Genomic DNA, 2,567 nt, shown 5'->3' on the forward strand with positions numbered 1-2,567 from the left:
GCCGACGTCCTGTGGAACTGCACGTCGTGCGGCGCCTGCGTGCAGCAGTGCCCCGTCGACATCGAGCATGTCGACCACATCATGGACATGCGCCGCTACCAGGTGCTGGTGGAGGCCAACTTCCCCGCCGAGCTCAACCAGCTCTTCAAGGGCCTGGAGAACAAGGGCAACCCGTGGAACATGTCGTCCACGGCACGGATGGACTGGGCCAAGGGCCTCGACTTCGACGTGCCCGTCGTCGGTGAGGACCTCGAGTCGCTCGAGTCCGTCGACTGGCTGTTCTGGGTCGGCTGCGCCGGTGCCTACGAGGACCGCGCCAAGAAGACCACCCGGGCGGTGGCGGAGCTGCTCGACATGGCCGGCATCTCCTTCGGCGTGCTGGGCAACGGCGAGACCTGCACCGGCGACCCGGCCCGGCGCGCGGGCAACGAGTTCGTCTTCCAGGGCCTCGCGCAGCAGAACGTCGAGACCTTCAAGGAGTACAAGGTCAAGAAGGTCGTCTCGACCTGCGCCCACTGCTTCAACACGCTCAAGAACGAGTACAAGGACTTCGGCATCGAGCTCGAGGTCGTGCACCACACGCAGCTGCTCAACCGCCTCGTGCGCGAGGGCAAGCTGACCCCGATCAAGGACGGTGCGGGCGCCGCGAAGCGCTCGATCACCTACCACGACCCGTGCTACCTCGGGCGCCACAACCAGGTCTACTCGCCCCCGCGCGAGCTGCTCCAGATCCTCCCCGGTGCGGAGTTCACCGAGATGGAGCGCAACTCCGAGAAGTCCTTCTGCTGCGGCGCGGGTGGTGCGCGCATGTGGATGGAGGAGAACATCGGCGAGCGGATCAACGTCAACCGCACCAAGGAGGCCGTCGGCACCGGCGCCGACCAGATCGCGGTCGGCTGCCCGTTCTGCCGGGTGATGCTCTCCGACGGGCTCACTGCCGAGCAGGCCAAGGGCAACGCCCGCGAGGAGGTCGAGATCCTCGACGTCGCGCAGATGCTGCTCGCCTCGGTCAAGGGCGAGTCCGCCACCAAGGCCGGGCCTGGTACGACATCCGCGCCCGCCGCCGCTGCCGCAGCCGGCGCCGCCTCGGGCGACACCGACGTGGCGACCAAGGCCGAGCCCGAGTCCGGCGACGTCACCGACACCGCGGACACGGTCACCGAGACCGCGGACGTGGGCCCCGCGGCGAAGGCGTCGGGCGGCTCGTCGCTCTTCGACCTCGGCGACTCGTCCACCGACTCCACCCCCGCGACGTCCGTCGCCGACACCCCGTCCGACGCGACGCGCGCCTCGGGGACCCCGAAGAAGGAGGAGTCCGGGTCGTTGTTCGACCTCGGCGGAGAGGATGAGGCGCCTGCGTCTGCACCGGCGTCGGAGACGGAGCCCGCAGCGCAGCCGGCTCCCCCGGCGAAGTCCGAGTCGACCACGCAGCCCGCGCAGGCCGACCTCGGATCGGGGGGATCGCTCTTCGACCTGACGCCCGAGGAGACCGCTCCCGCCGCTGGGACCGGCACGCCGGCGCCCGCCGAGGCACCGGCGCCCGCCGCCGACGAGGCGAAGGCCGAGCAGGACGAGGCCCCGGCGGCCAAGCCCGCGCCGTCGACGGCACCCGCGTCCGGCCTGGGATCGACCGGTTCGCTGTTCGACATCGCCGCCGACCCCGTGCCGAGCGGTGAGCAGGCCACAGTCCCGGCACCCCAGAAGGTGGCTGACGCACCGGCTCCCGACACGGACACGGCCGACACGCCCACGAGCGGTGAACAGGCCACCGTCACCGCACCCCAGAAGGTGGCTGACGCACCGCCGTCGTCGGGTACGACGAGCACCCCGGCCACCTCGATCCCCGAGGCCGGCTCGCTGTTCGACATCGAGGCACCGACGCCGGTCGCGGCCCCGGCAGCCCCTGCCCCGGACCCCACCTCTGAGCCGGCTGCCGAGCCCGCCACCGAGGAGCCCGAGGCCGCACCGTCCGACGAGACGGCCGCCCCGGCATCCGAGAAGGCGGACGTCCCGGAGGCCGGGGCCACGGCGTCCGAGGAGACGGTTGCCACGGAGACCCAGGTGTCGGACGTCCCGGAGCCCGAAGCCAGTTCGGAAGCTCCGACAGCGCCGTCGTCCGGGTCGGTCAGCACGCCGGCCACCTCGATCCCCGAGGGCGGCTCGCTGTTCGACATCGAGGCACCGACTCCCGTCGCGGCCCCGACAGCGGCCCCGACGGCGGCTTCGGCACCGGAGCCCGCCGCCGAGCCGACTGCCGCCTCGAGGTCCGACGAGACGGCCGCCCCGGCAACCGAGGCGTCGGACGCTCCGGAGGCCGAAGCCACCACGTCCGAGGAGACGACGACCCCCGCGGAGGGTCTCGCCGGTGGCGCGGCACTGAGCCAGGCGGCGACCTTCGCCGCGGCCGACGAGGAGCCGGCCGCCCACGATCCGGCGGAGGACGAGCCTGCCGCTCAGGAGCAGCCCGTCGCTGAGTCCGAGACCGGGTCCGAGGCTGAGTCCGAGACCGGGTCCGAGGCTGAGTCCGAGACCGGGTCCGAGGCTGAGTCCGAGACCGGGTCCGAGGC

At 72.3% G+C, this 2,567-nt stretch carries 1 protein-coding gene; it reads left to right on the plus strand.

The genetic code is table 11. The annotated features are described in order from the left end of the window. The coding region (locus ACXJKL_RS19140) for a heterodisulfide reductase-related iron-sulfur binding cluster (RefSeq protein ID WP_457208588.1) at nucleotides 1-2,567 on the plus strand (2,567 nt) is incomplete at both ends.

The organism is Nocardioides sp. P5_C9_2 (assembly GCF_054049555.1).